Genomic DNA, 26,417 nt, shown 5'->3' with positions numbered 1-26,417 from the left:
AATTGTGTTCGATAAACAGACGCTCCGCTTATACAAACGATTACTCAGCTACATTAAGCCTTACTGGAAAGTGGTACTACTCACCTTAGTCACATTGATTATTACCGCCAGTATGGAACCTCTAATGCCGGCCCTACTCAAACCACTAGTGGATGACAGTTTGATTGCTAAAGACCCTGAAGCAATTCTGCATATTCCGTTATTGATTATGTTGGTTTTTGTCATTAAAGGGATTACGGAATATATCAGCAAAGTCACCAGCGAATGGGTTGCGCATAAGGCGATTTTAGATATTCGGGCTGAAATGTTTGCCAAAATGAACCGGTTACCACAACAAACGCATACCGATTACACTATGGGTAGGCTGCTTTCTAAAATCACCTATGATGTGCTTCAGGTTGGCAATTCGCTAAGCCAAGCGTGGATCGTCATTATTCGTGACACCTTTATTATTCTGGGCCTAATCGGTTTTTTGCTCTATACCTCCTGGCAACTGACGTTATTAATGCTACTGATTGGGCCGATCGTTGCGATCATTATCCGCCGTGCCAGCAAACTAATGCGCAACTCCAGTAAAGAAATGCAAAACAGCATGGGAGAATTAACATCAAGATTGGAAGAAGGCTTGAATGGTCATCAAGATATTAAAATCTACAATGCCGAACGTTATGAAGAAAAACGCTTTTTCAATACAGCAGAAACCCTTCGCCAACATACAATGGCAGTGGTTCGGGTCGCTTCCTTAAACGTACCACTGGTTCAGATCATGGCGGCGATCGCCCTCTCAGGCGTACTTTATGTTGCCTCCTTAATGTCGGCTCAAGACTTATTCACCCCGGGAGAGTTCATTGCGTTCATTACCGCTATGGCAATGATTTTTGACCCAATTCGGCGCTTAACCAGTATTAACCAAACCATTCAAAAAGGCATGGCCGCCTCAGAAAGCATTTTTGATTTATTGGACCGGCCGAACGAACCAAACCAAGGCCAACAGCACCTGCAAAATCCCAAAGGTGAAATTCGCTTTGATAAAGTCACCTTCCGTTATCAAGGTGCCGAAGCGCCTGCATTAAATCAATTTTCACTGATAATCCCAGCGAAGAAAACCACTGCTTTAGTTGGGCAATCAGGAAGTGGTAAAACTACGCTAGCTAACTTAATCACTCGGTTCTATGAAATCCAATCGGGGAACATTTTGATTGATGGTCATGCCATCCGAGACATTGAACTGAGCAACCTAAGACAAAATATTGCACTGGTGAGTCAAAATGTCATTCTCTTTAATGACACCATTGCCGCGAACATTGCGTATGGCCATACTGAATTTGATGAAGAAGCGATTATCGCAGCGGCTAAAGCCGCCCATGCGTGGGAATTTATCGAAAAAATGCCGCAAGGCCTCAATACGATGATTGGTGAGAATGGTTCCTTACTTTCTGGCGGACAACGTCAACGCTTGGCCATTGCCAGAGCATTCCTCAAGAATGCACCCATCCTCATTCTCGATGAAGCAACCTCGGCATTAGACAATCAAAGCGAGCACGCCATCCAACAAGCGATGCATAAGCTCAAACAAGATCGAACCGTCATTATCATTGCCCATCGCCTCAGTACCATTGAAAATGCCGACAATATTGTTGTGCTCGAAAATGGCAATCTGATAGAACAAGGGACGCATACGTCATTAATGGCTTTAGATGGCACCTATCGAACCCTATACCAACAAGGCACGCCCATTGAATAACTCAAGCCCTTTCCAAATAAAATACCTCAAACTGCAATATTGGGGAATCTGGATTGGCTTTGGACTCCTTAGACTAATTGGCTGGCTACCCTATCGACCCAAAATGGCGGTTGGTAAAGTAATCGGCAGACTGCTCTACTACATTGCGCCATCCAGAAAACGAATTGCCCATCACAACTTGCAAAATTGCTTTCCTGAAAAAACAGCCAACGAAATTTCACAACTCACCAAACAACATTTTGAATCACTGGGGATCAGCCTTGCCGAAACCACTATGAACTTTTGGGGTCGTTATCGAAAGCACCCAAATAACAATGAGCGTCAATATTTTCATTTTCATGGTCTAGAGCACTTTTACACCATAAAAAATCGGGGCATTTTATTAGTGGTTCCGCATTTCACTACCATGGAGACGACAGGACTCATGCTAACCTACATTACTGATTTTAGACCTATTTATAGACCCCATGATAACCCTTTAATGGAAACCTTAATTACCCAAAGTCGAACTATTGCCAATACTCCAGATCCAAAACAATATTCCAGCATTCCTATCTCTAATAAAGACACAAAGGGCATCGTTCGAGCATTACGCAATAATCAAGTCATTTGGATCGCACCAGACCAACGTTACCGTGCTAAGGGGAAAATAAATGTGCCTTTTTTTAATATGGACGCACCTAGCAACCCCGGCATTTGTAAACTGGCAAAACGTACAAACGCAGCCATTATTCCGGTCTTTACCCGACGAATCGGCTTGGACTATCATTTAACTTTTTTACCACCGCTTGACAATTTTCCCAGTGGAGACGATTATCAAGATATCCAAAAACTTCATCAACTTTACGAAGTCGAAATTACAGAAAACCCCAGCCAATATTTGTGGACTCACAATCGCTGGAATATTAAATTTTAGCCCCCTTTCCTTGCTCATATCTCAGATGACAATTCTGCATAAGCATGGTAGGCTATCGCACTCTAAAAACTCACTCTTTTTCGGAAGCCAAAAATGGTCATTTCAAACCAGAAAAATTTTATTTTCATTCATATTCCTAAAACGGCCGGCACCTCAATCGCCAAAAAACTTCACCCATACGCCAACTCGAGAACCATGACAACCTGGCGTGCGATTCGCAGAGCTCTTCCAATTGGCGGCCCCGTCAATCCTGAAAAAGCCTGGTTTGAAATGCATGATACCGCTAATTTTGTCCGTCAAAAACTATCACCCGAAGTCTATGATAGTTATTATCGGTTTGCATTTGTGCGATCTCCTTACACCCATGCCTATTCGCATTACCACTTTTTAAAAACCTACGTTTATAAAAAATATGCCAACATAGTCAACAAACAAACTTTTGAGGCTTACCTTGAGTGGCGATTAAAAGGGTCTCAAAAAGCTTTTCGAACCCGAGTTCAGCGCTTTGCGCTTTTAGAAGATCAAACTAGCTTTATATATGACCATCATGGTGAATGCCTAGTGAATCATATCGGACGATTTGAACATATTCAGCAAGACTGTGAACAACTGGCACAACGACTGGATATCCCCGACTTAAAATTAGAACACCATCGCAAAGGGACTTATAAAAAAGGCTTAGACCCTTCAGAACTGAGTCAAGCTGAATTAGATCTCATTCACGAACTCTATAAACGTGACTTTGAGAATTTTCAGTACCCAAAGCTCTAACCTAACATTCAATCCTCCGAACTGAGCGAACAGAAATATCAGGATTCGGTTATAGCGTTGAAAAATGCTATAATCCTCCCCAATTACTCAAATTTTAAAAACCTACGGATAAAATAATGGCAACGGAACATCGTGATAAGCAACTTCGATCTCGTGTAAAACTTTTAGGCTCTTTACTTGGAGAGGTCATTGAAACACAAGTTGGCAAAACGACTTTAAATGCAATTGAAAAACTCAGAAAAGGCTATATTCGACTTCATGAAAAGAACGATCCAGAGCTGCGTACCGAATTAAAGGCCTTTATTGAAGAACAAACGCCTGAAAATCTGATTTTAATTATCCGTGCTTTTAACCTCTATTTCAGTTTGGTCAATTTGGCAGAGGAAGAACACCAATTTCATGAACGCCAAAGCCAACTCAAATCAGATGGTCCATTATGGATGGGGTCCGTACTCAATACCATTGGCGAGTTCAAGCAAGAAGGCTTAAGTGCTGAAGAAGTTGAAACCCTCATTAATCAACTATGCTATATCCCTGTATTCACGGCGCACCCAACCGAATCGAAGCGCCGTGCTGTGATGGAAAACTTACGTCGTATCTTCTTAACGCTGGGCGATTTAAACGAGGCAGAAGCCTATAACAATCCTTATGCACAAGAAGAAGTCATTAAGCGTTTACAATATCAAATACAAGTATTATGGAAAACCGACGAAGTTCGCCGCATGAAACCGACGGTAGAAGACGAAATTCGAAATGGTATCTATTATTTCCGCCAGTCGCTATTCAAGGCGGTACCAACGGTTTACCGTTATATGGAAAGAGCACTAGCTCGCCACTATCCAAATGATCACATTCCTACGCCAAACTTCTTAACGTTTGGCTCTTGGATCGGTGGAGATCGAGATGGAAACCCATTTGTGACGCACGAAACGACTGTAAATGCATTACTCATGCAAAGTCGCGCGGTGATGTATGAATATCAAAAACGTATCTTTGAGCTCAGTTCACACCTGACCCAATCTCGCTATATTACCAATATCAAACAAGAAGTGATTAACCGAGCCACCATTATCGATGCTGATTTGCAAGAACGCGTTTTTCATAAACGTGCGGATCGCTTTCGGGATGAGCCCTATCGCCGCTTCTTATACTTGATTAATGGTCGCTTACAAGACAATTTAGATTATATTGAAGCGCAATTGAATGGCGAAAATGCTGAAAAGCCGAAATTTGGCTATCACAATGAAACCGAATTTCTAGATGACTTAGAACTTATTTATGCATCTCTCTGTAGTCATGGCGACCAAGATGTCGCTGACGCAAGCCTGAAAGACCTCATTCGACTTGTCCAAACCTTTGGCTTCTATTTAATGCGCTTGGATATTCGCCAAGAATCGACTGTGCATACTGATGCCGTTACGGATTTATTGTCACATCTCGATATTGACTACCAAAGCTTATCAGAAGCAGAACGACTTGACTTATTGGCACAACAAATCTCGTCACCAACAATTATCGACACCCAGCATCTTGATCTAAAGAAAATGACGGTTGAAGTATTAAAAGTATTCAACGTCATGCGTGAAATGCGTGAGGAGATTAGTGAAAAAGCGTTTAACAATTACGTAATCTCTATGACCCATGAAGCCAGTCATGTTATGGAGGTGCTGTTCTTAGCTCACCAAGCAGGACTTGCGGGTTACAATGCAGGCGAACCTTATTGTAAAATTCGAATTTCTCCATTATTTGAAACCATACAAGATTTGGAGCACATTGTCCCAGTTACGTCTGCCTTGTTTGACAATCCAACGTATCATGCCTTATTGAAAGCATCTGGCAATCAGCAGGAAATCATGCTCGGCTATTCAGATTCTGCTAAGGATGGCGGTAACTTATCCTCTGCTTGGACACTTTATCAGGCTCAGCAACAGATCATGAAACTTGCTGATAATTATGACATTGATTGCCGTCTATTCCATGGTCGTGGTGGCACAGTCGGTCGCGGTGGCGGACCAACTCATAGTGCGATTTTATCGCAGCCGACCGGTACTGTAAGAGGGCAAATCAAATTTACCGAACAAGGTGAAGTGCTCTCTTATAAGTACAGTAATGCTGAAACCGCGATGTATGAATTATCGATGGGGATTACTGGCCTAATGAAAGCCAGTAAAGGCCTGGTGAAGCCTTCAGTACAGGATAACCCCGCCCATTTAGAAGCGATGCAGAATTTATCGAAAGAAGGTGAATTGGCATTCCGTGAATTGACGGATCATACCGAAGGCTTCTTTAAATTCTTTTATGAGGCTACGCCGGTTACTGAAATTGGACTGTTAAATATCGGATCGCGCCCATCTCACCGCAAAAAAGGGAATTTATCCAAGTCTTCAATACGAGCCATCCCTTGGATATTTGGCTGGGCACAGGCTAGACTGACTTTCCCTGCCTGGTATGGCACCGGCCATGCTCTGCAAAAATGGGCAAAAACCCAGTCTCCTGAACAGTTGAAAGAAATGTATGAAAACTGGCCTTTCTTTAAGAGTCTGCTCAGCAATATCCAAATGGCACTGTTTAAAACGGACCTCATTATTGGTAAGAGCTATAGTAAATTAGGCCTAGATCAAAAACAGGCAGAAAAAATCTATAACATGATTGCGGAAGAGCACATTCGCTCAGTTGAAACTTGTTTGGGTATTAGCGGTAATGACTATTTAATGGCGGATACCCCACAAGTAGCACTCTCACTCTCCCGTAGAACGCCCTATCTAGAGCCGTTAAACCATATCCAGATTGCTGTCTTAAAGCGTTATAAAGACACCAGTCTCAGTGATGAAGAAAGAGAGGCCTGGCTTACCCCGCTACTGAATAGCATCAATGCAATTGCTGCTGGCATGCGGAATACTGGCTAGAAACTTAATAAAAGTGGCTTGCTGTGTCTTTAGACCCGATAAAGACATGCAAGTAACACTTTTAAAATAAATACGTTATAATTTGCCCCCGAATGATTTACTGACAGGTGTCTAGTATGCAAATCACTTTGCTAAAATCTAAATTACATCGCGTTACCACGACTCATGCAGAGCTGGACTATGAAGGCTCCTGCGCGATTGATGGGCACTTGCTAGAAGTGGCAGGCATCCGGGAATACGAACAAATCCAGATCTACAACATCAATAATGGTGAACGTTTTACCACCTATGCTATTCGTGCTGAAGAACACACGGGAATTATCTCGGTAAATGGTGCAGCTGCCCATAAAGCCAGGCCTGGTGATTTACTAATTATTGCTACCTATGCAACTCTAGATGAAAAAGAAGCAGATGCCTTTCAACCCATTATGGTGTATTTCAATGAAAAAAATGAAATTACCCATACACGCAACACCATCCCTAAACAAATGCAGCAGCATTCCGCTTAATGCACTTGTCACCTATTCGGGACAATTCATTTCCAACGCGTTTCAATCCAAAGTAACACTCTCAGTTTTCGATAACTGCTGAGGGACTAAAATAATTTCTACGCGCCGGTTTTTTTGATAAGCTTCAGGCGTTTCGGAAGTATCGACTGGGCGACTCTCTGCAACCCCAATCACCTCAACTTGTTGCGGTAGAACCATGCCTTTGCTCACCAACAATTCAACCACAGCAGCGGCTCTCGCACTCGACAACTCCCAGTTTGACTTAAAGCGACCACCACTGACAGGGCGTTTATCAGTATGCCCGATTGCCTTTACTCTCGTTTGAGCACTAATATAGGGTTGCAGCCTTTTTAGTTCATCAATAAACCCCGGCTTTAGCTTTGCTTCCCCCGTCTGAAATGAAATACTTTCTGCAAAAGTCACCTTAATCTGTTTTTTTTCTCTATCAAGGGAGACTTCAATATCACTATCTTGATTGGAAGTAGCATAGGTATCCACCACACTTTCAAACAAGGGCTTTAAATCGTCAATAACCGTTTCGCCTTTTTTATCAAGTTGCGCTTGATTGACTTCAGCACTCTTAAAATATTCAACTTGGGTCTGAGACAGATCTGAACCATGTCCTAGTGTAAAGGTCAAAGACTTGACCACGGCTTCATACTTTTTAGCATCTAAAGTCGACATTGCAAATAGCAACACAAATACAGCCATTAACAATGACATTAAATCGGCAAAAGTGGCTAACCAAGCTGGACAGTCATCCGATTTTGAACTCAAGCTTCGGCCTCCTCAACTGGAAGATTCGCACTATTATCGAGATAAGGCGATAGCAACTCTCGCATCATCATGGGGTTCTGACCCTCACTAATGGATGCCAACGCCTCGATAATCAATAACTGACGAATTGACTCTTCTTGAACCCAAGTATTAATTTTATCAGCCATCGGCAGTGCAAATAAATTGGCAATCATTGCTCCATACAAGGTGGTTAGCATCGCAACAGCCATAGCCGGACCGATACTGGAAGGGTCTGATAAATTCGATAACATTTGAATCAATCCGACCAGCGTCCCAATCATCCCAAATGCGGGCGCGGCTGCACCAATTGATGAGAATACACCTGCGCTAGTATTGGCCCTTTCTATAAAAAGCTTGTTCTCTTCCTCTAAGGACTGACGAACCAATTCCTTAGAATAACCATCGACCAACATACGCGCACCATGATGATAAAAGCGATTAGGAATCTCTTCATTATCCAATGCCAAAATACCGTTTTTTCGAGAGGTCCGTAACAAGTCTTCTGTTAAATCAACAATTTCATCTTTGTCTTGGATGTCAGTTGATGGCATCAGAATCCGAAATGACATCGCAATGGCATGAAAGGTCTCGTTAAAAGAATAGCGAATCATAGTGGCGGCGATGGTGCCACCCAACACAATCATCATCCCTGGGATATTAATAAAAATTAAGATAGAGGATCCCATTGCCATCGCAGCAATAACAATAACAATCCCGAGAAATAAACCGATAAACGTCGAAAAACTCACCCTTCATCTCTCCGGGTTAAAGTCTGAGTATAAAGGCGATTATCCAACAAACGGACTGAACCCGTGCGAGCCACCCCTAAAATGACTAACGAACGACCACCGTTTAATTCTGTCACCGGCATTAAAGTTTTGGCATCACGAATCTCGATATAGTCCACCTCATCAAACCCCTGCTTTAATAAAGTTTGATGAGCGTCCTGACACAAGCTATTGTAATCATGGTTCCCTATCGTCATTTTTGCTTCAATCCCCTCCAAAGCATGAGATAGCTTTGGCGCTATTTTGCGCTGCGATTGCGTTAGATATTGGTTACGAGAACTGAGGGCCAATCCATCCGTATCTCTTACAATCTCTGCTCTTATCAACTCTATCGGCATAAATAGACTCTCAACCATAGACTGAATCACAGCAAATTGTTGATAGTCTTTTTGTCCAAAAACGGCTATATCCGGCTGAACAATCTGAAAAAGCTTTGCCACGACAGTCGTCACGCCATCAAAATGACCTGGTCGTCTCACCCCTTCTAAAATAGACGTTAAAGCGACAGGCGCAACGACTTTAGAATCCAACTCAGTGGATGGATACATCTCAGACACGGAAGGGAAAAACAGCGCATCCACCGATTTCTGTTCTAATGCAGCCTTATCCGCTTCAAATGTACGGGGATACTGATCGTAATCTTCGTTTGGACCAAATTGCATCGGGTTGACAAAAATGCTCACCACCACCTTATCGGCATGTTGTTGCGCAATGTCAACCAAACTCAGATGACCTGCATGCAAATTGCCCATAGTTGGCACAAATGCAACACGTAATCCTGCCTGGCGCCATTGTTGCAGTTGGTTACGAATGGTTGAGATGGATTCAAACAGGGTCATTTAAACAACGCCCGGTTGATCAATTGGAAAAACACCTTGCTTCACATCACTCACATAGCATGAAATCGCTTGCTGAATACTGTCTGTTTCTTGCAAAAAGTTTTTAGCAAAGGATGGTAATCGACCCATCGTCAATCCAACGAGGTCATGAAAAACCAATACTTGACCATCCGTTGCGCTGCCCGCACCAATACCGATGACGGGAATCGTTAAAGATTGACTGATTCGATGTGCAAGCTCAGATGGCACACATTCTAGCACCAACATTTCTGCGCCTGCCTCTTCCAATGCGATCGCCTCTTCTTGTAGCATCAATGCAGACGTTGAATCTTTACCTACAACCGCGTAGCCCTTTTTTTGAACTGACTGCGGTAGCAACCCTAAGTGCCCGCAAACTGGAATACCTAAAGCGGAAAGAGCTGCAACCTTATCCAAAACACGTTGCCCGCCTTCCAGCTTAACCATATTCGCCAAGCCCTCCTTCATGAGTCGTCCCGCCGAAGTTAGCGTGGTTGTCATATCTTGATCCGCCATAAAAGGAAAATCAGCAATACACCAGGCCTGGGTGTTTTGCCGCTGAACCATTCGAGTATGGTAAACCATATCATCTAAAGTCACAGGCAAGGTTGTCTCGTGCCCTTGAACGACCATTCCCAAAGAATCCCCAACTAATATCACCTCAACGCCAGCTTCAGCAGCCCAGTAAGCCTGACTCGCATCATAGGCCGTCAAGCAGGCTATTTTCTCATGTTGCTGCTTCATCTTTTTTAATTTACTTAGGGAAATCATGCAATTACTCCAGTTTAACCAACTTTTAAACCCCAGAAAGGTAATACCTTACCAACTTGGTCTATGCTATTTTATTTTGGAATGGTTAACAGTTCAAAATTTGATTATTCACCATGAATGATAAAGGTTTCGGGCAGTTGTGAAGCGTAGTATGACAACGGCTTCCCATTCGGAAGTTTTAATGAGGGTTCTATCTCTAAAAGAGGCAGAATAACAAAGTCTCGTGTCAACATTTGAGGATGAGGCACCCGTAAATGAGGCTCTTCTATCACCTCATTCCCATAGAGTAATAGATCAATATCAATAATACGTTCACCCCACTCTCGCTGCTTTATCTTACCTAAAGTCTGCTCAATAGTTTGACACGCTAACAATAAGCTATTTGCAGTTAAACGGGTTTTTAAACAAACAACCGCATTGACAAAGTTAGGTTGATCTTGGGGTCCTTGAGGTTGAGACTCAACAAAATGGGAGGTTTTCAACCACTGACAATCGTCTAGCGCTCTAAGCAATTCAATAGCCTTTTCCAACTGTTTCTTAGGATGGTTTAAATTACTCCCCAAGCCCAAATACACAATTTCCCAGCCATTCTGCACCATATTAATCCTCGTTCGATGCAACACTTTGCTCTGTTTTATTTTCAGGCGCTTTAGCTCGATGGCGTTTCCGGTAAGGATTTCGGTTCTGCCGAGTTCGCTTGCGCTTTGCCGTGGGCTTTTTCACATCATTCGCAAAAGCGACCTGATCAACTGGATTCAATGTTTGATAGGTTGTCCACCAATCAAATACTTCACGAAGGGACTCCTCCCCTGCTGCCAACCGAATGCCCATAAAATCATACGCAGCTCTAAATCGAGGGTGTTCACGCAACCTAGGTGGACGATTTCCATGCCGATTTAATAGTCGGAACTGCAAACTCCAAATATCTTTGATCTGAGCCGTAAATCGTTTGGGAATCGATGTTGAGGTGATTTGATGATCAATCACTTCACTAGCAGCGGCAAACAACGCGTCTTGGCGCAAAAAACCTTCAGCTAAATGTTGTTCCATCTTTTGCAACATCGGTTCCCAAAGCATTGCGGCAAATAAAAAAGCAGGATTCACCCCCAATGCATTTTGAATACGGTGGTCAGTACTCTTTAAGGCTTCTATCACCATCATTCTCGGAAACCCTTCCGATTCTTGTGATAAAACATGGTGTGTTTGCGGGAAAAGGAAGGTAAAAAGCCCAAAATGACGTAGCTTCTCAAAAACCTCTACGCCCACCCCACTATGGAACAGCTTCAAAACCTCATCAAACATTCTGGCATGGGAGACATCTTTTAATAAGTGACCCAATTCATAAATAGGGGCTTTGGTAGTGGGTTCGATGTCAAAACCAAGCTTTGCCGAAAATCGTACCGCCCGAATCATACGCACAGGATCTTCGCGATACCGCATCTCAGGGTCACCGATTAATCGAAGTTGACCTTTTTCTAGGTCAACCATCCCGCCGGTATAATCAATCACTGAAAAGTCTTTTACATTGTAATAGAGGCTATTAACGGTAAAATCACGACGCCAAGCATCCTCTTCCATAGTGCCATAAATATTATCTCGCACCAATTTTCCGGCCTTATCAACCGCTCGTGTGTGGTTCAATTGTTTTCGATTGTTTGACTGGGCACTTTGGGCGAGGCCGCTACCTCGAAAGGTTGCAACTTCAATTACCGTCCGACCAAAAAAGACATGCGCCAATCGAAAACGGCGACCAATCAAGCGACACCGTCGATTAAACACCGCTTTGATTTGCTCAGGTTCAGCATTCGTGGCAACATCAAAATCTTTGGGTTCCAATCCAAGTAAGATATCACGCACACCACCACCGACCAAATAAGCCTCATAGCCAGCACGGTTCAATTCATAAAGTACATCTAACGCAGGTTTATCAATCTGCTGTCTTGAAATAGGGTGTTGATTTCGAGGAACCACCAAACAGTCTGGCGTTGCTTCTTCATTTGAAGTGTTTTTATCAGTTGAGAGCGAGAAAAAAGACTTAACTTTATTAAATAATTGTTGCATAGAAGGCAGGTAATACCTATTGAAGAGTAAAATCAATATTTTAACCACTTTTACTCAGACTGCAATCTTCATAGGCAAATAAGCTTGTTCATCCGTCATTAAAACAATTAATCACCGCGCTAATAAGCCTGATCAGAAACCACTCATAGAACAAATTCGGTTTATGAACAACAGGACCCACCTTAACAAATAAACCAAATAGACTTTGTTTTCAACGATTTAATAACAGGTAAGACAAATATTACCATTTCATTATAAATAAAAATAGGGTCACTATTAAATATTGCTATGTAGAGAACCCCACAAAACACTTGCGAAAGATTTTTATATGAGTAACCTATGTTTCTAAGAGCTTTTTAAGCCTTAAAAATTACAACCCTAGCATAAGGGATGCATAGTATTAAAAAGCAATGCTTGCTTTTTTTTAGGAGGATAAGAATGTTAAAAAAACCAATGAAGCATTTACTAACGGTTTTAGCAATGACAACCGCCATGGTTTCAGCACCAACAGTTGCCACTGCTGCGGAAAAAAACGCTAGTAATATCGAACAGGGTAAAGAACTTGCTTTTTCCCGCTCGAAAGGAAACTGTTTAGCTTGTCATGCCATTCCTGGCGGAACCATACCAGGAAACATTGGACCAGCACTCATCGCTATGAAACTTCGTTTCCCAGAAAAGAGTGACTTGTTTGACAAGATTTGGGGAAAACCTGAAAAAACCGTTCCATACAGTATGATGCCTCAATTCGGACACAGTGGGGTATTGACTGACGCTGAAATCAATAAGATTGTTGATTTCTTATACGAACTTTAAATTTATTAACCTCAATTGGGAGTTTAAAACCTTATGAAACGTAGATCTTTCCTTAAAGGTACCCTAGCAACTGGTGCTGCAGCTGTAGCCGTTAATGCAGGCCTACTTACCCCTTCAACTGTTTTAGCAGAATGGAATAAAACAGCGTTTAACACTAAAGATGCTTCAGGAGCGCTAAAAGCCGCTTACGGTATGGATAATGCAACTGCTTCATCTGATATTGATTTAGGTGCTCCAGCTATCGCTGAGAACGGCGCAGTAACCCCTATTAAAGTTGATGCGACTAAAATGGCCGGTGTTGAATCTATTGCCATCCTAGCTTCAAAAAACCCTTTCCCTTTAGTTTGTGAATATAGCTTCTCTGGCCCAGCTCTAGGGTATGTTTCAACTCGTATCAAAATGGGTGAAACACAAAATGTTATGGCGATTGTTAAAGCTGGTGGAAAATTATACAAAGCAGAGCAAGAAGTTAAAGTCACCATTGGTGGTTGTGGCGGTTAATCACTGACCCACAATGATTTAACTCGAACAACTAACTGCAAAAATTTAAAGGAAGAATTATGTCTATAAAAATCAGAATGCGTGGAAAAGTTAAAGGTGACGTAGCTGAAGTAAAAGCCTTAATCAAGCACAAAATGGAATCAGGTGCTCGTATGAACAAGAAAACGGGCAAGCCTTATCCGGCTGAGTTCATTGACGTTGTTGAAGTTTCAATCAATGGAACAAAAGCGGTTGATGCACAATGGTCTGGCGCTGTTTCTGCGAACCCATATATGGGCATTATGGTTAAAGCCGCTAAAGGTGATGAAGTTACCCTAAACCTAACAGACAACACCGGTGCGACTGGCTCCAAGTCAATCAAGCTTAGATAAATTTGTTATTGGCTAAGTTATGACATCCAATTGTCCTTGCCTGTACGGAAGGACAATTCAGAAATCTAAAAATAATAATATTTATAATATGCTTTTCTTTATGGAGGAATAGGATGAAAAAAACATTGCTAGTCGCCTTAACAGTAGGTGCAACAGCGACAGCCAATATGGTTATGGCTGCAGACATGGACCCAGAAAAAAGCCGTCAACAATTTGTTGATTACTTCAAAGCAAAGAGTCCTTCTATCGAATTCAATGATTATGGAAATGGTACTTATAACTACGATGCAGACAAAATGCTTCAATGGCAAGCTGCAGAAGAATTTCCTCCTTATTTAGACTTTATCGACGCAGGGGAAGCCTTGTGGGAAAAGGATAAAGCTGTTTATGAAAACTGCTTTGGTGAAGACGTAACCAAAGTACGTGTGATGTACCCAAGATTTAACGAAAAAACCCAACAAGTTGAAACCCTTGAAGGGCAAATCAACCAGTGTCGTACGGATGCAAAACTTAAACCTTTTAAATGGAAAAAAGGCGATATAGCTAATCTTTCAGGCTACCTAGCCTATCAGGCACGTGGACAAAAGATTAATGTTAAGATCGAATCAGAAGCTGCTAAAAAGGCATTTCTAGCAGGACAGGAATACTTTGTTAAGCCAAGAGGACAATTTGGTTTATCTTGTGCTGAATGTCATGTTTACAATGCCGGTAGACGTGCGCGTGGAAACATCTTAGGCCCTGCTTTAGGTCACACAAGCCACGTTCCAATGTATCGTGCAAAATGGAAAGCACTTGGAACCTTACACCGTCGCTATGAAGGCTGTGACAAGAATATGCGTGTTGTCCCAGCGAAAGTACAAGGTGAAACCTATAAAAACTTAGAGTTCTTCCAGGCCTATATGTCTAATGGCATTGAAATTAATGGTCCAGGTTATCGCGAATAATTCGAATACCCATTAACCTATAAAAAAACCTGCAATTGCAGGTTTTTTTTATAGGTCCTTTAAAGACAGATCCAATCTTAGAAAATGCCCAGGCCTGGTTATTTTGGGGGCTCAATACCTAGGATTAGGATTCAAGCATTTCCTCCCCCTCATAAATCCAGTTCACCCCTTCTCTCACCCAAGTTTCAATGCGCATTAGTAGCTCAGGATCATTTAAGCCAATTTTTTGAGCAATCATAAACACATTCTCTTGCTCCTCATGGCCAAAATGCCCATCTTTATAGGAAAGTTTGACCAGTTCTTGCAACAAAATAATCTTGTCCTTACGGGTCGTAAAGGCCATCAATGCATTGTTGATATTGATATCCGATTTATCCAAATCATAGTCAATACCAAATGCATCACTAAAATTTCGAAGATATTGCTGCTCTTCTTCAGACACATCATGGTCGGCGTGGGCAAGCAGGACGGCTAAATCGAAAACAACTTGCCTTTGCTCAGAAGTGAGTTGATCTGCAAACATATCGCTAATCTTCCTTTTATTTAGAGGGGGTTAAGTGCTCTACCTGTTCGACATTGCGAACAGCACCAAATGCAGCACTGGTTGTCATGGCTGCGTAGGCTCTGAGCGCTGCGCTGACCTTTCTGGCTCGAGGTTGGGCAGGCTTCCATGCTGATTGACCTTTTGCCACCATTGCCTGACGTCTTTCAGCCAACTGCTCATCCGACAGTTTAACCTGAATTGAACGATTCGGAATGTCTATTTCAATCACATCGCCCCCCTCAACCAGCGCGATATTCCCGCCTTCTGCCGCTTCGGGAGAACAATGTCCGATGGACAACCCTGAGGTTCCACCCGAAAAACGTCCGTCAGTTAATAAGGCACACTCTTTTCCAAGCCCTTTAGACTTCAAGTAACTGGTCGGGTAAAGCATTTCTTGCATACCGGGTCCACCTTTAGGGCCTTCATATCGGATCAACACCACATCACCAGATTTAACGTCATCACTTAAAATTGCTTCTACTGCGGCATCCTGACTTTCATAAATTCTCGCAGGGCCAGAAAATTTAAAAATGGATTCATCAACCCCGGCCGTTTTAACGATACAACCATCCAACGCAATATTACCGTACAACACGGCTAAGCCGCCCTCTTTGGTATAAGCATGTTCAATACTGCGAATACAGCCATTTTCATCATCTTCATCTAGCGTTTTCCAACGCTTATCCTGACTAAAGGCTTCTGTGGTTCGGACATTTCCCGGCGCAGCCTTAAAGAAAGTTTCGACCGCTTCTTCATCAGTTCGACTGATATCCCAAAGATCGATTGCTGCGGCCATAGTGGATGCATGAACGGTATGCACTTCCGTATTCAATAATCCACCACGCTCTAACTCACCTAGAATACGCATAATACCGCCTGCACGATGCACATCTTCCATATGATACTGCTTGGAATTCGGTGCAACTTTAACCAAACAAGGCACTCGTCGCGAAATATGATCCATATCCGCCATGGTAAATGGCACTTCGGCTTCTTTGGCAATGGCTAATAAATGTAATACCGTATTGGTTGAACCACCCATCGCAACATCCAAGGACATGGCATTTTCAAAGGCCTCGAAAGTTGCAATCGAACGTGGTAATACAGTGGCATCATCTTGTTCATAATACCGTTTGGCAAGCTCGACAATACGACGCCCGGCTTCTTCAAATAAATGACGTCGATCGACATGCGTCGCAAGGGTTGAGCCATTACCCGGCAAGGCGATCCCCAAGGCTTCAGCCAAACAATTCATTGAATTGGCAGTGAACATACCGGAGCAAGAACCACAAGTGGGACAGGCGGACACTTCAACCGCATCCACATCGGCATCAGAGCAACTATCATCTGCGGCCATCACCATAGCATCAACTAAGTCCAACTTGATATCAACCCCACCCAATACAGTCTTACCTGACTCCATCGGCCCACCGGATACAAAAATGGTAGGAATATTGAGACGCATAGCGGCCATCATCATTCCTGGGGTGATCTTGTCACAGTTTGAAATACAGATTAAAGCATCTGCACAATGTGCATTCACCATATATTCAACTGAATCCGCAATTAGATCGCGAGACGGTAATGAGTACAACATGCCATCATGTCCCATTGCAATCCCATCATCGACTGCAATTGTATTGAATTCTTTTGCAACACCGCCAGCCTGTTCAACCACTCTAGCCACCAGTTGCCCCATATCTTTCAAATGAACATGACCTGGCACAAACTGGGTAAATGAATTCGCAATGGCGATAATCGGCTTTCCAAAGTCTTCGGTTTGCATTCCAGTCGCCCGCCATAATGCGCGTGCGCCGGCCATATTTCGGCCATGTGTACTGGTTTTAGAACGATATGCTGGCATGATTTCTCCTTAGTAACTCGACTGAAAGCAGCACTTAATCTAACAGCTCGGCTTTGACCATAAACCCCATTAAAGCAAATAAAATTGCAATACGATAAATTCATCAAAGGTTAAACGATATATTTAGATTTAAAACAGAGGCTGTTATACTGCTGCTATTAATTTAAAACATTTTCTCATATCTATGCATCAATCTGAATTAGATTTTACCAATAACTTGCGTCAGGCTTCGCCTTATATTGCCCAGCACCGCAATAAAACCTTGGTCATCTATTTACCGGGTGAGTTCATTTCCAATCAAAAGGCATTGCAACAGCTGTGCAAGGATCTGGTTTTATTGCATAATCTTGGCATTAAAGTGGTTTTGACGTTAGGGGCCACCCCACAAATTGATGCCACACTCAAGCGCCATGGATTGGAATGGAAAACCCACCACAGCACCCGAGTTACAGAAAACGAGCATCTAGCTTATTTTCAAGAAATCATAGGCCGTGTCCGCGCACAGGTTGAGGCGGCGTTTTGCCTAGCCAGTGCGGAGCAAAAAACCCACGTCACCGTTGTCTCCGGTAATTGGGTTATTGCCCAGCCCAAAGGAATCATTGATGGCATTGATTTCCAGCACACCGGCACTTTACGTAAAATCAACTCAGCAATCGAGAGCACACTTGCTGGCGGTCAAATTGCGCTGATCACCCCTCTGGCATATTCATTAACTGGTGAAGTATTCAACCTAAATACATTAGACCAGGCTTTTGCGATTGCGTCGGCACTTTCAGCTGAAAAGTTAATGATCTTTACCCCTGAAGAAACCTTATTGACACTCCCTAAGTCATTGTCTTTGCAACAAACAAAAGCCATCACGAACCAATCCACCTTGCCAGTACAAGCCCTCAGGTTACTCGAAAATACGCTCAACAGCGGTCAAACTATTAACCGAATACACTTGATGCCTCAAAACAGCCCTGGTGCACTCCTTTTAGAACTTTTTAGTCGAGATGGATTTGGCACACTCATTTATACGGATCGTTATCACCAGCTGAGAGAAGCCCAACTAGAAGATGTAGCTGGCATTTTAAATTTGATACAGCCCCTTCAAGAACAAGGCATCCTGACACCACGCACCCAAGCCTCACTTGAGCTGGAAATTCAACACTATATGGTGTTAGAAATCGACCAACATATTATCGGCTGTGCAGCCCTCTTCCCAATCGACAACAGTCACGCTGAACTCGCCTGCCTGGCGGTAGATCAACATTACCGTGGCCAATCACTTGGCGAAGAGCTACTGAATGCCATTCAGTCAAAAGCCCAGTCCTCCGGTATCGACACCCTGTTTTTGTTAACAACCCACACCCATCACTGGTTTATCGAACATGGTTTTATTGAATGCAGCCCCGCACAATTACCCATCCAACGACAAGCTTTATACAACAATCAAAGACAATCAAAAGTCCTACAAAAAAGTCTCTAAATGAATCCTATTACCCATATCAAAGATCGTTTTCGTGGTTTTCTTCCTGTTGTTGTTGATGTTGAAACGGCCGGTTTTGATGCCCAAAACCATGCACTCATTGAAATCGCTGCTGTCACCCTTAAAATGACTGCGCAAGGACTACTTGAAAAAGACCAAGTCATTCAAGCCAATGTGCTTCCCTTCAAAGGATCAAAGCTTGATCCCAGTGCATTAAAATTTATCGGCGTTGAAGACCCCACTCACCCATTTCGGATGGCGATTTCTGAGAAAGAAGCGCTCCAAAAGTGTTTTGATCCCATCAAAAAGCAACTGAAAGCAACTGATTGCACGCGCGCGATTCTCGTTGGTCATAATGCCTTTTTTGATCTTAGCTTTGTCAAAGCAGCTGCTGAGCGCTGTAAGCTCAAATCCCCTTTTCATGAATTCAGCACTTTTGATACTGTCTCACTTGCTGGGCTCGCATATGGTCAAACCGTTCTTGCAAAGGCCGCAAAATCAGCTGATATTGACTGGGATAACAGCAAGGCTCATTCTGCAGAATACGACACTCTTAAAACAGCCGATCTATTCTGTAAGATTGTCAATCAATGGCCTCTATCAAAACAATCCGATATTTAATAAAACGTTAATATAACCGTCTTCTTAACTTAAAATTTGCTCTATAAACTGAACTGCCCGTTTATAGAGCAAAAGGATAAGAAGCTAGATGCGTTTTTTAAATAGCATTTCAATACGATCAAGGTTATTTCTCAATTTACTGATTTCGATGAGCTTCTTAGCCGCCGTATCTTATGTCACCTGGATCTCACTCAAACAGGTCGAGAATCAATCTCATGAACTTAAAAGTATTCAAATTGAACAAACTGCCAAAATTGCACAATTTCAACAAACCCTGATTCACACAACACAACTTTCCAATGAATATTTACTGACGCTTTCACAGGCTTCGAATCAAAAATTTAATACCGCAATCGATACCTTAAAAGCTCAGGCTGAATCCCTAAAGACCGTTTTAACATCCGAGAATCACCAACAATTGATTAAACAGCTACAGGTCGCATTGCGCCAATATAAAAAAGCAACCAACTCCAATGTATTCTTAAAAACAGAAACCAAAAACACCATTGAATATGGCATAGAACCGACCGCCAAAGATTTAACGCTTGTCAGCAAAGAGTTGCTGGACTTTGCTCAAGAAAATTCGCTTCCAGAAGTCAATGATGCCGTACAAGACCTGGTCGCAAGGCTGAATACCTCACAACTATTACTCGGCAAAATGATTTCGACAAGTAATATTGATTTTTACCAATCTTTTCACCAAACGGGCTTGGGTGACAGTGCCGATAAATCCATCTCTACCCTGCTAGATAATCTATCTGGCAATTTCATGTTAATGGGCACCCTGTCCCTCCTTGAACAAAGCCGAGATGGGTACTATGAGTCTTACGCTGATATAAAGGACTATTTGACCACCACATCCGATAACAATGCATCCTTAATTTCATTGATTCAACGAGCCAATGGCATTATCCATCAACTCTCAACCCACGCTGACACACAAAATATCGAGCTTATTGACCAATTGACGCTATTGGTGCAGCAGAAAACCCAGGTTGCGATTACCATTATTGCAGCCGCCATCCTATTGATGTTACTTCTGAATTCCGTCATCGTTTCATCGATTGTACAACCACTCAAGCAAATTCAACGGAATGTATTACAGATATCGAAATCGGGTCGACTCAATCAATGGCAGCCAATTACAGGTAATAATGAGTTGGTTGAGATGAGCCACAGCCTACAGCAACTCATCACGACTTTCAGTCAAATCACCGACGAACTGATGATGGCTGGAAAGTCACTTTCAGAAGGACATTTTCACCACAAAATTGAGCAAGATTACCCAGGGGATTTTGATAAACTCAAAAATCATTTCAATCAAAGCATCCATGAAATTGCTCTCACGATGAAGTCGATCCAGCAAATGAGTCAAGCATTGCAGGAAGGCAACCTTTCCTTTGAACAAAGTAACACCACCTTTATGGGCGATTATCGCCAAGTCATTTCGAGCTTGCAAGCCGCAATACAAACCCAACGCAATGCCATTGGTGCGGTTGAACAAGTTATGGCTGCCATGAAAGAAGGCAAGTTCTCAGAGCGAATCCAGCTCGAAATGCCTGGAGACATGGCACAATTAAAGACCTTTTTAAATGATTCATTGGATAACTTAGAAGCCGCAATTAACCAGAAATCCACCACCCTATCGGCCTTCCGGGAAGGTAACTTCTCCGTAGAAATGAATCATCAGTTTAAAGGTAAGCTGAATGAACTGCGCAATAATATGGACGATATGGCCGAACATGTTAGCAATATGTTGCAACAGGTTAAAACCGCCTCTTCTGAAGCCGTTCATGGTGTTAGAGAAATCAGTGCTGGCAATCAGGATTTAAGCCAACGAGTCAACCAACAATCTGTCATCGTCGAAACCACCATGAACCATATGAATGAGATGATTGAACGAGTCAACAATTCCCTAGAGAACGCCACTTTTGTCAGTCAAAAGAGTCAGTCAGCTAAAACAGAAACTGAATCAGGCCTGGTGATTGTTAACCAAATGGCCGATTCCATCAATGAAATTTCTGAAGCCAGCCAACAAATTGCCGACTTTACCCAAGTCATCGATAGTATTGCATTTCAAACCAATCTATTAGCGCTCAACGCCGCAGTAGAAGCCGCCAGAGCAGGAGAAGCAGGCAAAGGATTTGCCGTTGTCGCCACCGAAGTCAGAAGCCTTGCGAGTAAATCAGCAGAAGCCGCAAGCCACATAAGAGACATTACAAAGAAAAGCTTAGAAAAAGTGCAAAAAGGCACTGAACTGAGTGAACTGACACGTAAAAGCTTTTTAAATAATGCCACTGCAATTGACGAGATATCAGGCCTCATGATCGATATGAATGAATCATTAAAACATCAAAACCAAGGTATTCACGAGGTAAACCATTCACTGAAAAAAATTGGGGAAGCCACCCAACATAATGCCGCTTTGGTTGAAGAAGTATCTCACACCTCTGCCGCCATTATTGATTCCGTACAGGGAGTTGAAGACCGGTTACTCGACTTTAAATTACGCCAAGCCAAACCCAATCAGCTGACAGAAAATCAAGTCATCCCACTGACCATTGATGCTAAATCTGCTTAATACGGAAACGTGGAACATCGCAAAAATGGCCAGGCCTGGCCATTTTTATAGAGTTTAGTCTTCTGAAGCGACCTTCGCATTGGCTTCAGCCATTAAGCGCTTCAATTCGCCTGATTCAGCGAGTTCCAAGGTAATATCACACCCTCCCTGCAATTCACCATCAATATAAAGCTGGGGAAAGGTCGGCCAATCTTGATATTTCGGTAAAAAGGTCATAATCGCAGGATCCGCTATCACATTAACAAAAGCAAATTTCTCACCTGTTTGTACCAAGGCTTCCGCTGTACGACTCGAAAAACCACAAGATGGCATTTGCGGTGAGCCTTTCATATATAAAACCACTGGGTTTTGAGTGACTTGCTCATGAATTTTGGCAAGAATTTCTTGTTCTTGGTTTTCCATTTTTAACTCCTAACATCTTCTAACAAACGGGTAGTTCACTGAACGTACAGAATACCCGACTAAATAACTTGGTTATTATAACAAAGCCTTTGGTTAAATGGATGGCTTGTCACAATTTTCTGTTTGATACGGATCGACATGGCGTTGCAACCAAAGCTCTAATAACGCCGCATGCCACAATTTACTGCCTTTTATCGCCGTAAAACTACTTTCAGCTTCCGGATCATCTAATAACTTCTGAATATAGTCAGGATTAAACAACCCTCGTGCCCGGGCTTGTGGGCTAGTTAACACCGACTTCATCATGTCATAAAACGCGCCGCGTACGTATTTCAATGCTGGCATGGGAAAGTAACCTTTGGGACGATCAATCACACTATCAGGCACCAGACCACGGGCAATCCGTTTCAACAAATATTTAAAATCCTGTAACTTGAGCTCTGGTGGCGCAGACATCACCAGCTCGACCAGTTGATGGTCTAAGAAAGGCACGCGTGCTTCTAAGCTCCAAGCCATCGTCATATTATCAACCCGCTTAACAGGGTCATCGACAATTAGGGTCGTCGCATCCAGGCGCAAGACTTGATCGATATAACAGTCCGCATCCGCCTCAGATAAACGATCATTAATCAATGCGCGAGTCACATCAGCAGTATGATATTCCGGCGCAATCATCTCTAGCCATTCTTCATGACTTCGATCAAAATAATAAGGCGCGAAGGCATTCACGGGTGGCTCATTGTCCCCCAAATTTTCAGCGGCTTCTGCCATTTGCGGATACCAAAAATAGCCACCAAACACTTCATCAGCCCCTTGACCGGACATCACCACTTTGACATCTTTAGAAACCTGCTCAGAGAGCAGATAAAACGCAATCGCATCTTGTCCGAACATCGGTTCAGACATGGCATCAACCGCCTCAATTAAACGCGGCAATACCGTTTCATTCGGCACTAAATATTTTTGGTGATGGGTTTGATATTGTGCCACCACCTGATCTGAATACTCAAACTCACTGCCCTTTTCTTCCGGGACATCTTCAAAGCCAATAGAAAACGTATGCAAATCCTTCACACCCGCTTCAGCTAATAACGCGACAATTAAGCTAGAATCCAATCCACCGGACAACAACACACCCACCGGCACATCAGATGCCGTCATACGCTTCATCACCGCTTGTTTCAGCGACTCATGGACTCTATCCACCCACTCCTGTTCAGTTTGAGGGGCATCCACATCTCTCGGACGTTTCGCCGCCAACTGCCAATAGGATTTTTTGATCATCTGCCCATCGGGATTGACGATCAACCAATGGCCTGGTTCCAGTTTTTTAATCCCTTTTAACAAGGTTGATGGCGCTGGCACCACCCCATGTAAAGTAAATTGGTGATGTAATCCGATCGGATCAATGCGAGTATCAATCCCACCAGAAACGAGCAGTGCCTGGGTATTAGAAGCAAAGCGCACACCGCCAGCCACGGGGGCATAATAAAGCGGTTTAATACCAAACCGATCGCGCGCGAGACACAACTGTTGTTGGTGGTCGTCCCAAATGGCAAACGCAAACATGCCTTCAAATCGGCTAACGCACTCCATCCCCCATTGTCGATAGCTTTTGATAATCACTTCGGTATCAGAGTGCGACTGAAAATCATGGCCTAACTCAATTAATTCTGTTCTTAACGCTTGATAGTTATAGATACAACCATTAAATACCAAGCTAATTTCTTGGTCAATCATGGGTTGGTGAGCTGCCGATGTTAGATCAATAATCGATAATCGTCGATGTCCTAACCCCACATGATCATGATGCCAGATTCCATGATCATCCGGTCCTCGCAACTCCAGCTGGGTTAACATTTTGACAATTCGATCTGAACTAGCCGTTTGTCCATCCCAATAAATTTCACCACAAATACCACACATGGTTATTTACCCCTTATCATTTTGGTGGTCATTTTATACAATCCTGATCAAAAAGGTTTGACTGATTCCTCAACACACTTTACAGTCAAAGCAATTATAACGTTGGGAACCCCATATGAAAGTGATGGCGTTGACAGGTGGTATCGGCAGTGGCAAGAGCACAATCTGTTCGTGGATTGCTCAACAAGGGATCGCAACCCTTGATTCAGACCAAATTGCACGCCAATTAGTGATGCCAAAACAACCAGGACTGGCCGAAATTGTCGAGACTTTTGGGGCAGACATTTTGCAGTCAAATGGTCAACTGGATCGAGCTCAATTACGAGACAGAATTTTCACAGACCCGCAAGCAAAGCGTCAACTGGAAGCGATTCTGCATCCAAAAATTCGTGCCGAAACACAACGCCAACTGACACAGTTTGCCGCTGAAAAAAAGCCATTAGTGGTTATTGAAATCCCATTATTGGCTGAGACCGGCGTACCCGATTATATTGACCAGGTGATCGTTCTGGATCTGCCTCCCGCTGTGCAAATCGAACGCGTGATGAATCGAGATCATTGCAGTCATCAACAGGTATCGCAAATTTTAGCACAACAAGCCAGTCGAGCAGAACGCCTTGCCATCGCCGACCATGTCATTGATGCTTCTCAATCCCTTACGCGAATTAAGGCCCAACTTCAGCCACTGTTAATCATTTCTTAAGCCTTTGTTAAGACCAATTCAATGGGTCAATTCAGGGAGGCTTAAGGCGAGTATGCTATGCTGGATTTCAATTTCAATGACGTTTGTGTCAATTGAGCCAAGCTAAGTTATCGGAGGGGTTTATGCCTTATCAAGTTACGGTCATTCGCAACGACTTCCGCTATGAAGCCATCGTTCCTCGAAGCGAGCTAGCATACACCATTATTAAAGCCTTACGAGATCAAGGCGCAACACTTGATGATTACCAGTCTCTGCTAGAACAAAGTCAACTCAATTCCGCGCACATTTTAAGTGATGCGGCCTTCCAACAACTGGCAGATGCTCACCCTGAAATGACGTTGATTTATGAAGCCATGACCTTAAAAAACCATCAACGGCTCTATTTCCATACCAATTGGACGGTTTCCAATACTAATTGGCAGGTGCTGAATTCAGAGCTAAAAAAATATCAAATTGATGTCAGCACCTTAACGACCCCCAATCAACGGTATTTTGTAAAACGCAAAATCGCTGTTGACTCATAATTTAGATAAGACAAATTAAATCGGTTCTGGCCAAATCCCTGAAATAGCGGCGATGCCTTGGCCACCATGCTGTTTTGCGTCCTGAACATCCTGTGGTTTCATGCCACCTAATGCATAAACCGGTACGGGAATATCGGCGACATACTCTGCAAAAGTCTGCCAGCCTAAACCCTCTAACTCCGGATGTGAAGCGGTTTTCTTCACTGGTGAAAGTAATAAAAAATCCGCATCCAATTCAATGGCTTTTGCCATTTCCACGGGCGTATGCGTTGAAATTCCCAATAGCTTATCTTCTGGGATAGGCCGTTCGGTTAACCCCATCAAAGCCGTAGAAGGTAATTGGATGCCATCTGCATCGGGAAGTTTCGCCAACCACTCCGGTTTACCATTAATCAGAATTTTTGCGCCAGGTGTTTGATGTGTCAATGTAATCGCCTTTTTTGCTAAGGCTAAAAATTCAGTTTCTTCCAGTTTCTTGGCGCGTAACTGTATCAATCTCACACCGTCATCCAATGCAACCTGCAATCTTGCCAACGCGTCTTGTGCATCATGGAAATTACCCGAAACCATATAGAGGTCGGCTAGACTTAACGCCTTAAAAATACCTCGGTTGGCGGCTGGAAAATCTGTTGCATCCAGTTCAGATAAAGCTTTCCAAGCAATTTGCTGTCCCTCTTTACCCATCACTTCCCCTGACCAATGTGCCGTGACATACACATGCAAGCGCACTTGAACGTCACCATAGTCCCAAGGAATAACTATTAGCGGCTGCCATTTGGCCGTCGTAAGCCCAACTTCTTCTAACATTTCCCGTTGTAAAGCACTTTCCAGCGATTCGCCGTCTTGAACTTTTCCGCCTGGAAACTCCCAGCAATGTGCGTGAGACTGATCCGCTTGCCGTTTTGCAATTAACAGTTTATTGCCTTGACGAAGCACGCCGACCACCACTTGGACTGGCTCTTTCATTCTGAACTCTCCTATCATTTAACCGCTAGTCGAATTAAAACCATTATTCTTACAAAAAAACGCCC

Annotated in this window: 25 protein-coding genes; 14 read left to right on the top strand and 11 right to left on the bottom strand. The window is 43.1% G+C overall.

All coding sequences use genetic code 11. The annotated features are described in order from the left end of the window. The first annotated feature begins 4 nt into the window (after positions 1–4). The 5 genes from msbA to panD all read left to right on the top strand — a co-directional run bounded on the left by msbA (position 5) and on the right by panD (position 6,846). Positions 5–1,744: a lipid A export permease/ATP-binding protein MsbA gene (gene msbA, locus CYQ88_RS02900; RefSeq protein ID WP_101839843.1), complete on the top strand. Its 1,740-nt coding sequence runs from the start codon at positions 5–7 to the stop codon at positions 1,742–1,744. Further along, positions 1,737–2,660: a lysophospholipid acyltransferase family protein gene (locus CYQ88_RS02895; protein WP_158235994.1), complete on the top strand. Its 924-nt coding sequence runs from the start codon at positions 1,737–1,739 to the stop codon at positions 2,658–2,660. Before msbA ends, CYQ88_RS02895 begins: the two co-directional genes overlap by 8 nt. A 93-nt stretch (positions 2,661–2,753) precedes the next feature. Then, the gene (locus CYQ88_RS02890; protein WP_101839841.1) at positions 2,754–3,431 is read left to right on the top strand and encodes a sulfotransferase family 2 domain-containing protein; all 678 of its coding nucleotides are present in this window, start codon (positions 2,754–2,756) and stop codon (positions 3,429–3,431) included. A gap of 116 nt (positions 3,432–3,547) precedes the next feature. Beyond that, on the top strand, positions 3,548–6,337 hold the full coding sequence (ppc, locus tag CYQ88_RS02885) for a phosphoenolpyruvate carboxylase (RefSeq protein ID WP_101839840.1): 2,790 nt from the start codon (positions 3,548–3,550) through the stop codon (positions 6,335–6,337). A gap of 116 nt (positions 6,338–6,453) precedes the next feature. Then, positions 6,454–6,846, top strand: a complete 393-nt coding sequence (gene panD, locus CYQ88_RS02880; RefSeq protein WP_101839839.1) for an aspartate 1-decarboxylase — start codon at positions 6,454–6,456, stop codon at positions 6,844–6,846. A gap of 42 nt (positions 6,847–6,888) precedes the next feature. Here panD and CYQ88_RS02875 read toward each other — a convergent pair whose 3' ends face one another. The 6 genes from CYQ88_RS02875 to pcnB form a co-directional block, all read right to left on the bottom strand. Further along, the gene (locus CYQ88_RS02875) at positions 6,889–7,623 is read right to left on the bottom strand and encodes a flagellar motor protein MotB (protein WP_101839838.1); all 735 of its coding nucleotides are present in this window, start codon (positions 7,621–7,623) and stop codon (positions 6,889–6,891) included. Then, entirely contained in the window at positions 7,620–8,393 is a 774-nt protein-coding gene (locus tag CYQ88_RS02870; protein ID WP_101839837.1) for a motility protein A, read from the bottom strand. The genes CYQ88_RS02875 and CYQ88_RS02870 overlap by 4 nt, the downstream gene beginning before the upstream one ends. After that, entirely contained in the window at positions 8,390–9,271 is an 882-nt protein-coding gene (gene panC, locus CYQ88_RS02865) for a pantoate--beta-alanine ligase (protein ID WP_101839836.1), read from the bottom strand. Before panC ends, CYQ88_RS02870 begins: the two co-directional genes overlap by 4 nt. Further along, complete coding sequence (gene panB, locus CYQ88_RS02860; protein ID WP_101839835.1) at positions 9,272–10,060, bottom strand: 3-methyl-2-oxobutanoate hydroxymethyltransferase; 789 nt, start codon at positions 10,058–10,060, stop codon at positions 9,272–9,274. A 104-nt stretch (positions 10,061–10,164) separates the two neighbouring features. Next, positions 10,165–10,659: a 2-amino-4-hydroxy-6-hydroxymethyldihydropteridine diphosphokinase gene (gene folK, locus CYQ88_RS02855; protein WP_101839834.1), complete on the bottom strand. Its 495-nt coding sequence runs from the start codon at positions 10,657–10,659 to the stop codon at positions 10,165–10,167. A 1-nt stretch (position 10,660) separates the two neighbouring features. Beyond that, a complete protein-coding gene (gene pcnB, locus CYQ88_RS02850) occupies positions 10,661–12,121 on the bottom strand; it encodes a polynucleotide adenylyltransferase PcnB (protein ID WP_101839833.1) in 1,461 nt (486 codons plus the stop codon). Between the two features lie 438 nt (positions 12,122–12,559). On the opposite strand from pcnB, the gene soxX reads away from it, so the two are divergent. From soxX to soxA, 4 genes are all read left to right on the top strand, one after another. Next, positions 12,560–12,934 carry a sulfur oxidation c-type cytochrome SoxX gene (gene soxX / locus CYQ88_RS02845; RefSeq protein ID WP_101839832.1) on the top strand — a complete coding sequence of 125 codons (375 nt, stop codon included), beginning with the start codon at positions 12,560–12,562 and terminating at the stop codon, positions 12,932–12,934. 33 nt (positions 12,935–12,967) lie between these two features. Beyond that, a complete protein-coding gene (gene soxY / locus CYQ88_RS02840; protein ID WP_101839831.1) occupies positions 12,968–13,435 on the top strand; it encodes a thiosulfate oxidation carrier protein SoxY in 468 nt (155 codons plus the stop codon). 59 nt (positions 13,436–13,494) lie between these two features. Then, the gene (gene soxZ / locus CYQ88_RS02835; RefSeq protein ID WP_101839830.1) at positions 13,495–13,806 is read left to right on the top strand and encodes a thiosulfate oxidation carrier complex protein SoxZ; all 312 of its coding nucleotides are present in this window, start codon (positions 13,495–13,497) and stop codon (positions 13,804–13,806) included. Between the two features lie 113 nt (positions 13,807–13,919). Continuing rightward, positions 13,920–14,750: a sulfur oxidation c-type cytochrome SoxA gene (gene soxA / locus CYQ88_RS02830; protein ID WP_101839829.1), complete on the top strand. Its 831-nt coding sequence runs from the start codon at positions 13,920–13,922 to the stop codon at positions 14,748–14,750. Between the two features lie 124 nt (positions 14,751–14,874). Here the strand turns inward: soxA and CYQ88_RS02825 are convergent, their stop codons facing one another. Beyond that, entirely contained in the window at positions 14,875–15,273 is a 399-nt protein-coding gene (locus tag CYQ88_RS02825) for a TerB family tellurite resistance protein (protein WP_101839828.1), read from the bottom strand. A 16-nt stretch (positions 15,274–15,289) separates the two neighbouring features. Next, positions 15,290–17,158 carry a dihydroxy-acid dehydratase gene (ilvD, locus tag CYQ88_RS02820; protein ID WP_101839827.1) on the bottom strand — a complete coding sequence of 623 codons (1,869 nt, stop codon included), beginning with the start codon at positions 17,156–17,158 and terminating at the stop codon, positions 15,290–15,292. A 184-nt stretch (positions 17,159–17,342) separates the two neighbouring features. On the opposite strand from ilvD, the gene argA reads away from it, so the two are divergent. The 3 genes from argA to CYQ88_RS02805 all read left to right on the top strand — a co-directional run bounded on the left by argA (position 17,343) and on the right by CYQ88_RS02805 (position 21,831). Further along, positions 17,343–18,629, top strand: a complete 1,287-nt coding sequence (gene argA, locus CYQ88_RS02815; protein ID WP_101839826.1) for an amino-acid N-acetyltransferase — start codon at positions 17,343–17,345, stop codon at positions 18,627–18,629. After that, the gene (rnt, locus tag CYQ88_RS02810) at positions 18,630–19,250 is read left to right on the top strand and encodes a ribonuclease T (RefSeq protein ID WP_101839825.1); all 621 of its coding nucleotides are present in this window, start codon (positions 18,630–18,632) and stop codon (positions 19,248–19,250) included. A gap of 88 nt (positions 19,251–19,338) precedes the next feature. Continuing rightward, positions 19,339–21,831 (top strand): methyl-accepting chemotaxis protein, encoded by a 2,493-nt coding sequence (locus CYQ88_RS02805; RefSeq protein WP_101839824.1) that lies wholly within the window; start codon positions 19,339–19,341, stop codon positions 21,829–21,831. Between the two features lie 54 nt (positions 21,832–21,885). Here the strand turns inward: CYQ88_RS02805 and grxD are convergent, their stop codons facing one another. After that, positions 21,886–22,233 (bottom strand): Grx4 family monothiol glutaredoxin, encoded by a 348-nt coding sequence (gene grxD / locus CYQ88_RS02800; protein WP_101839823.1) that lies wholly within the window; start codon positions 22,231–22,233, stop codon positions 21,886–21,888. 93 nt (positions 22,234–22,326) lie between these two features. Next, the gene (locus tag CYQ88_RS02795) at positions 22,327–24,159 is read right to left on the bottom strand and encodes an N-acetylglutaminylglutamine amidotransferase (RefSeq protein WP_101839822.1); all 1,833 of its coding nucleotides are present in this window, start codon (positions 24,157–24,159) and stop codon (positions 22,327–22,329) included. 115 nt (positions 24,160–24,274) lie between these two features. On the opposite strand from CYQ88_RS02795, the gene coaE reads away from it, so the two are divergent. Beyond that, positions 24,275–24,862: a dephospho-CoA kinase gene (coaE, locus tag CYQ88_RS02790; RefSeq protein ID WP_101839821.1), complete on the top strand. Its 588-nt coding sequence runs from the start codon at positions 24,275–24,277 to the stop codon at positions 24,860–24,862. Between the two features lie 122 nt (positions 24,863–24,984). Next, entirely contained in the window at positions 24,985–25,386 is a 402-nt protein-coding gene (locus CYQ88_RS02785; RefSeq protein WP_101839820.1) for a hypothetical protein, read from the top strand. A 15-nt stretch (positions 25,387–25,401) separates the two neighbouring features. Here CYQ88_RS02785 and CYQ88_RS02780 read toward each other — a convergent pair whose 3' ends face one another. Beyond that, positions 25,402–26,352, bottom strand: coding sequence for a Nudix family hydrolase (locus CYQ88_RS02780; protein WP_101839819.1), 951 nt, complete (start codon positions 26,350–26,352; stop codon positions 25,402–25,404). Positions 26,353–26,417 lie beyond the last annotated feature (65 nt).

The sequence above is a fragment of the Hydrogenovibrio sp. SC-1 genome (assembly GCF_002848135.1).
Lineage (GTDB): Bacteria > Pseudomonadota > Gammaproteobacteria > Thiomicrospirales > Thiomicrospiraceae > Hydrogenovibrio.
This window is presented reverse-complemented; position numbering and strand designations above follow the sequence as displayed.

Coding starts and splice junctions, on each gene's coding strand:
- CYQ88_RS02890 (WP_101839841.1), top strand. CDS start 2,754: ATGGTCATTTCAAACCAGAAAAATTTTATTTTCATTCATATTCCTAAA.
- ppc (WP_101839840.1), top strand. CDS start 3,548: ATGGCAACGGAACATCGTGATAAGCAACTTCGATCTCGTGTAAAACTT.
- panD (WP_101839839.1), top strand. CDS start 6,454: ATGCAAATCACTTTGCTAAAATCTAAATTACATCGCGTTACCACGACT.
- panC (WP_101839836.1), bottom strand. CDS start 9,271: ATGACCCTGTTTGAATCCATCTCAACCATTCGTAACCAACTGCAACAA.
- panB (WP_101839835.1), bottom strand. CDS start 10,060: ATGATTTCCCTAAGTAAATTAAAAAAGATGAAGCAGCAACATGAGAAA.
- folK (WP_101839834.1), bottom strand. CDS start 10,659: ATGGTGCAGAATGGCTGGGAAATTGTGTATTTGGGCTTGGGGAGTAAT.
- pcnB (WP_101839833.1), bottom strand. CDS start 12,121: ATGCAACAATTATTTAATAAAGTTAAGTCTTTTTTCTCGCTCTCAACT.
- soxX (WP_101839832.1), top strand. CDS start 12,560: ATGTTAAAAAAACCAATGAAGCATTTACTAACGGTTTTAGCAATGACA.
- soxY (WP_101839831.1), top strand. CDS start 12,968: ATGAAACGTAGATCTTTCCTTAAAGGTACCCTAGCAACTGGTGCTGCA.
- soxZ (WP_101839830.1), top strand. CDS start 13,495: ATGTCTATAAAAATCAGAATGCGTGGAAAAGTTAAAGGTGACGTAGCT.
- soxA (WP_101839829.1), top strand. CDS start 13,920: ATGAAAAAAACATTGCTAGTCGCCTTAACAGTAGGTGCAACAGCGACA.
- CYQ88_RS02825 (WP_101839828.1), bottom strand. CDS start 15,273: ATGTTTGCAGATCAACTCACTTCTGAGCAAAGGCAAGTTGTTTTCGAT.
- ilvD (WP_101839827.1), bottom strand. CDS start 17,158: ATGCCAGCATATCGTTCTAAAACCAGTACACATGGCCGAAATATGGCC.
- argA (WP_101839826.1), top strand. CDS start 17,343: ATGCATCAATCTGAATTAGATTTTACCAATAACTTGCGTCAGGCTTCG.
- rnt (WP_101839825.1), top strand. CDS start 18,630: ATGAATCCTATTACCCATATCAAAGATCGTTTTCGTGGTTTTCTTCCT.
- CYQ88_RS02805 (WP_101839824.1), top strand. CDS start 19,339: ATGCGTTTTTTAAATAGCATTTCAATACGATCAAGGTTATTTCTCAAT.
- grxD (WP_101839823.1), bottom strand. CDS start 22,233: ATGGAAAACCAAGAACAAGAAATTCTTGCCAAAATTCATGAGCAAGTC.
- CYQ88_RS02795 (WP_101839822.1), bottom strand. CDS start 24,159: ATGTGTGGTATTTGTGGTGAAATTTATTGGGATGGACAAACGGCTAGT.
- coaE (WP_101839821.1), top strand. CDS start 24,275: ATGAAAGTGATGGCGTTGACAGGTGGTATCGGCAGTGGCAAGAGCACA.
- CYQ88_RS02785 (WP_101839820.1), top strand. CDS start 24,985: ATGCCTTATCAAGTTACGGTCATTCGCAACGACTTCCGCTATGAAGCC.
- CYQ88_RS02780 (WP_101839819.1), bottom strand. CDS start 26,352: ATGAAAGAGCCAGTCCAAGTGGTGGTCGGCGTGCTTCGTCAAGGCAAT.